Source organism: Pseudomonadota bacterium (genome assembly GCA_010028905.1).
Taxonomy (GTDB): Bacteria; Vulcanimicrobiota; Xenobia; order RGZZ01; family RGZZ01; genus RGZZ01.
On sequence record RGZZ01000342.1, the window covers coordinates 1 to 5497 of the forward strand.

Consider the following 5497-nt stretch of genomic DNA (forward strand, 5'->3'; position numbering starts at 1 on the left):
GGCGCGGGCGGGTGTCTGCGACGCCCGCGGCAACGCTGCTGAAGCCCAGGCCCTGCGCGACTCGGCCCGCGCCGAGCTCGAGCGTCAGTCGAGCGGAGCAGCCTTCGGGCACCGCCGAGACCTGGCCCGCTTCCTGCTCGACCGCGGTGCAACGGGCGACGCCGCCCGCGCCCTCGAGCTGATGCGCACAGAGGCCGGTCTGCGCGCCGATGCCGACACCCTCGACCTGCTGGCCCGAGCCCTGCTCGCCAACGACCAGGCCGCGGCGGCCCGCGACGCCGAGATGCGGGCCTTGCACTGGGGGCTGCGCGACGCCGAGATGCAGCTTCGCCTTGCCCAGATCGAGGAAACATTGAACCACCCGGAAGCCGCGCGCACCGCGCGCGCGGAGGCGGCGCGCATCAACCCGCTGGCGACAGCGCCGCGCTAGCCACTGGCGAGGTTGTTGAGCCGTTCTCCAAGCGGCTCAACAGGGAGAGGAGAGCGAAGCCGACACCCCGAAGCCCTCGGCATGCGCAGACCCTCCACCCTGGTCGTGCTCTTCCTCATCATGGTGACCGCGATCTGTGCCCGCGCCGAGGAACCCGCCGACAGGCTCGAGAGAACGACAGCGGCGGGCGTGCCGCTGCAGGTGATTCGCGTGAACCTGGCCGACCGGCGGGTGCGTGTGCGCGTCGAGGTGGCCGCAGGCTTTCCGGGCGCTGACGAGCCGTTCGCCGACATGATTGCGCGCACGCGCCCCACCATCGCTGTGAATGGCGCCTACTTCTCGAAGAGCAGTCTCAAGCCGATTGGCGACATCGTCATCGGGGGACGGCTCGTGAGCCAAGGGCTCATGGGTACGGCCCTGGCCATCACCCGTACGAACGAAGCCACCATTCGACGGGTGGAGCGCGATCGCTCGCAGGACTGGTCTGCCTACGAGACCGTTCTCGCCTGTGGTCCCGCACTGGTTCTCGGGGGGCGACCTGATGCACGTCCGCAGGAAGAAGGCTTCCGCGATCCCCACATCATGGGGAGCACCGAGCGTATGGGCGTTGGCATCACGCCAGACCGTCACCTGCTCATCGTGCACACGCTCGCCCCTGTATCGTTCGGCAAGTGGGCCGAGGTCATGCGAGCCCTGGGCTGCAGCGACGCCATGAACCTCGATGCCGGCGCGTCACTGGCCATGTACTACCGCGGTCGCACGCTGATTCCGGCCGGACGTCGACTGACCAACCTGCTCACGGTGAAGATCGAGCGATAGGGCCTGGTCGGCGGAACGAGACCGACGTGCCGCGCGAGGTCCGCCGCCTGACGGCGATGCGCTTCGAGCAGAACCTGTCGCTACTCCAGGCCCCAGAGGCGACGCAGCAGGCGATACATGTCCGGGTCGAACGCGCGCAGCTGGGCGCGGTCGAACGGGAAGAAGTCGTTGGTGCCGAAGAACGCCTCGCTCGACTCGGCGAAGTACTCGTACTTGTTCTCCATGGCGTACGACATGGTCGAGGGCGTGTTGGGGCGCCCCCACCCGTTGCGACGCTCGACGCTGCCGTAGCGACCGCTCGCCTTCGCGCGCTGGTACGCGGCGGCCACCTCAGGGTTCTCGTAGCCCAGCACCAGGGCGTGATAGGCATGCGCAAGCTCGTGGAACACGAAGAAGGGCATGCGCGTCGTCTCCTGTTCGAAGATGGCTGAATTGGTGAACTCGACCCCGCACGCCATCTCGGGGTTGCGCCCGTTCTCGACGAGCCACGCGCGACTCGGGTGATACGCACCGCGGGGCGTGTCGCCGGAATAGGGCGGGGAGAACCAGATCCGCACCCGCCGCAGCTCAGCCAGCGCCTTCACCGGCACGGCGCGCACCACGAGGCCGAGCTGCACCGCGGTGAGGCGCAGGGCGGCGTCGATGTGCGACGACGAATCTTGGTAGAGGCGCTCGTCGACCTCCACGTTCCAGCCGTTGAGCTGCAGGTGGCGATAGGTCGCGCCCGCCCAGGCTGCGCGAGGGTCGAAGTGCAGGGCGATGGCCAGCACGAGCGCGGCCATCTTCATCTTCATGGCGAGACATCGCATGGACACGGAAGATCATTCCTCCCTGCGCGTCTGCTTCGCCCCTTCAAGCGGGCCCCTCCTGCGGTGATGCTCACGGCTTGCCGCGTGCGGGCAGCGATGCAGCGCTGAGCTGCAGCCCCCCATCCCTGACCGAGCAGACATCGGTCACGCACACGATGGCGAACCCATACACGAAGCGGGTACCATGGCCCTGAAGAGGTGACGCCCGTGCTGAACACGCAAAGCATACTCATTCCCACCGATTTCTCGGCCAACGCCCGGCGCGCCGTCGAGCTCGGCATCGAGATGGCCCGCGGCACCAACGCCCGCGTGCACCTGTTCCACGTCATCGAGACGTCGGTCTTCGGCCCCACCTACATTCCCCAGGGGGGCGTGATCTTGCCGGAGAGCCCCGACGACGTGTACAAGCAGCTCGACGCCCTGAAGGCCGAGGTGACGGCAAAGGTGCCCGAGGCCGAGGTGGTGACCGCGGCCGCCATGGGCAACCCGGCCGATGAGATCGTAGCGCACGCCGAGGCCGAGCACGTCGATCTCATCTGCATCTCGACCCACGGTCGACGGGGGCTCAAGCGCCAGGTGCTGGGGAGCACCACCGAGGCCGTCGTGCGACGGGCGCGGTGCCCGGTGCTGAGCGTGCACGGCGCGACAGAGACGCAAGACGGCGAGGCGAAGGGCTGACTGCTGCGCCTGATGACCCGCCCCCCCCGTGGCGTGCCGTCACGGCAGAATGATGTAGGCCGTGGCCGTCACGCCCTGATAGGTGGCCGTGATCTTTACGTTGGTCGTCACGTTGGGCAAGGCCCCAACGAGCGTGACCGCGCCCAGGGGCGAGACGGTCACGAGCCCTGGGGTGTCGCTCGACCAGGTCACCTGGTTCGTCACGTTCGACGGCACACCGCTGTTCGTCACCGCGGTGGCGGTGAGATTGATGGGCGGCTGCCCCTGCGCGAGCACGAGCGTGCGCGCCGGAGAGATGACCAGCGACGCAACGGTGGCATCAGTGGCAGGGAGGTTGCTGAGTGTGAGAGACTGGGTCTGGTCTCCCAGCTGCGCGGTCACCGTCACCACGTCACCGGGCAGGAGACCTCGCACCTGCAGGAGGCCTGATGAGTCGGGGCCGTTCCCGATGTGGGCCTTGCCGCGGATCAGGCCGGGGTCGGAGATGCCGTTGACCGCCACCGACCAGATGGCACGCTGGGTGATGTCTTCCTCGTAGTAGGGCAGGCCGAGAAGATTCCCCTTGGTGCCGTAGCTTCGCACGGCGGTGAGGCGCACCCCTCCCGTCACGTTGGCAGGCGTGATGGTGATGGGGAGATCCTTCGGGGTGACGATGGTTCGCACGAGAAGAAGAGAGTAGGGTGGGTTGAAATAGGTGTTGCCGTATGTAGCGAAGGTGTGGAACGGCGCCTTCTGCACGTCCCCATCACGCAGGTTGAGCACGTACTGACCAACAGTCTCTGCATACGCCCCCGCCCAGTCATCAAAAGCATCCGAGGTCCACACGTACTGCCACCAGGCCCCCAGCCCCCGGATGCCCACGGCGTTCGTCAGGTGATCTTGTGTGGGGCCCAGCGTCTGCAGCTCGGCCACCGTGGGCAGGCGCCACCCGTAGTAGCCATCGATGGGCGCGTTGTACCCCTGAAAAATGATGTTTGCAGCGTCCCCCCAGGTGCACGGCCCGAGGAGGTCGCGCTTCCACATCAGCCCCGTGTTGCGATCGATGACGACAGAGTCGTCCGGCTCGGTGTTCGCGGGCGACGGCTGCAGCAGCAGCAGCCCGGGGAACACCGTCTGCTGGGGGATGAGCATCTGCTGCTGCTTGGCCGACACGTGGAACTGATCGAGATAGAGCTCGGCGTCGGACAGCCTGACGGGAGAGGCCGTCTGAAAGCACGCCTGCAGCAACAGGTTGACCGCCTTCAGCTGGTAGCTCTGGTAGTAGGTGAGCTCGTTCTGCCACGCCTGGAGGGTGTCGGTGTTGATGAACCTCCCCCCATCGCCGTACTTGGGTACCGTCAGCGAGACGAACCCCGTGCCCGTGGCATACCCGAGCTGGGCCTGGCCGATGTCAGGCACCATGGTCTTGTGATTCAAGATGTCGGCGGAAAGTGTGGCATTCTCCAGATCAGACACGTTCAGCGCATCGCTGCTGCTGAGAGACGCGTGCGTCTCGACATTCACTGTCGTGGTGTCGATGTAGGTCAAGGTGTCGCTGAGGTGGGCGCTCAGCAGGGTGGTGAGGGTGTTCTGCAGGGCCGTGAGCAGAGAGTCGAGTTCGGTCTTGATGGTATCGAGCTCGTTCTTGATGTCGCCGAGCAGGCTTTCGATGCGATCGAGCTGCGCCTCGGTTCGCGTCGGCAGACCGATCTCGGCCATGAGCCATCCGATGGCGGCCTGACCCGCATAGCTCTTGAGCGAGGCGCCAAGGCCGCTGAGCAGCCCGGTGCCCACGCTGCTCAGGCTGAATCCGCTCTGCGCGGCCGAGAGCGGAGACGGGTACAACGCGGCGGGCGCGTCGGCCGAGGCCTGGTGCGAGAGGGCGCGCTTGTTCGCGGTCTGGGCGTTCAGGGCCACGAAACCGTCGAACGACCCGTGCCGAGCGGCGGCGGCGAGAAAGGTGCGCTCGTCGAAGCCGTAGGCCCGATTCGCGGCGACGGTGGCCAGCGGGGCGCCGCTCGGCAGCCCCAGGTAGGCGCCCACCTGCTCGTCGGTGGCCGCCTGCGATGCGCGCGGCGCCAGCCGAGCCGCCGACGCCGCAATTGTGGTGGCCGCGTTGATGGTCACCCACGTGTCACCGGCGGCGAGGCGGTCGAGACGCGCCGCGTAGTGCGTGTTCGCGTCGCGGGTGAGCACGACGACGACAGGCCCGCTCGACGGGATGGCGACCAACCGGAAGTAGCCGCCCTGCGTCGTGGTGGTCGAGCCCAGCACCTCGCCCGCGTCGGTCTGCACCTTCACCGCGAGGTTGGCGCGTGGCAGCGGCCCCCCCACGATGCCGGTCACCGTGGCCTGCGACGATGCCGACGACGCCGACAGTGAATCGGCGCCTCCGCCGGCGTTCGACGCGGTGCTGCCCCCGCCGCCTCCGCATCCGCTCAGCAGCATCGACAGCAGAGCGATGCACGCCACGATCTGCAGCCCCCCCGAGACACGTCGGGAAGAGGGCGAAACGACAAGAGAGACAGACGCGCGAAGGCGCGAAAGAGTGGCCACACAAGCGGTGATTCGCATAGCGCAGAGTTCGCTGCGGCGCGCTCCTCCTTCCTTCACCGCCCCCCCCGCGCGACGAAGAGGGAACCTTCCGCAGGCCGTGGCATTGAACCACGATGCGGCCTCGAGCAACGTTTCCGCCCCCGTCGGTTCCCCACTCCCATCGCGCGAGCGCTGGCGGTCTGCTGCTGGCCACGGCACTCATCGCCGCGACCCTGTCGGCTTGCGT

At 67.6% G+C, this 5497-nt stretch carries 5 protein-coding genes; 3 read left to right on the forward strand and 2 right to left on the reverse strand.

Going from position 1 to position 5497, the window contains the following annotated elements; all coding sequences use genetic code 11:
* On the forward strand, positions 1-430 hold a 430-nt coding region (locus tag EB084_18540; protein ID NDD30260.1), incomplete at its 5' end, for a hypothetical protein.
* An 81-nt stretch (positions 431-511) separates the two neighbouring features.
* Positions 512-1249, forward strand: coding sequence for a phosphodiester glycosidase family protein (locus tag EB084_18545; GenBank protein ID NDD30261.1), 738 nt, complete (start codon positions 512-514; stop codon positions 1247-1249).
* Between the two features lie 80 nt (positions 1250-1329).
* Here EB084_18545 and EB084_18550 read toward each other — a convergent pair whose 3' ends face one another.
* Positions 1330-2043, reverse strand: coding sequence for a hypothetical protein (locus tag EB084_18550; GenBank protein ID NDD30262.1), 714 nt, complete (start codon positions 2041-2043; stop codon positions 1330-1332).
* Between the two features lie 213 nt (positions 2044-2256).
* On the opposite strand from EB084_18550, the gene EB084_18555 reads away from it, so the two are divergent.
* Entirely contained in the window at positions 2257-2736 is a 480-nt protein-coding gene (locus tag EB084_18555) for a universal stress protein (protein NDD30263.1), read from the forward strand.
* A gap of 39 nt (positions 2737-2775) precedes the next feature.
* On the opposite strand, the gene EB084_18560 is transcribed toward EB084_18555, so the two are convergent.
* Positions 2776-5289 (reverse strand): DUF1566 domain-containing protein, encoded by a 2514-nt coding sequence (locus EB084_18560; protein ID NDD30264.1) that lies wholly within the window; start codon positions 5287-5289, stop codon positions 2776-2778.
* Between the last annotated feature and the right edge of the window lie 208 nt (positions 5290-5497).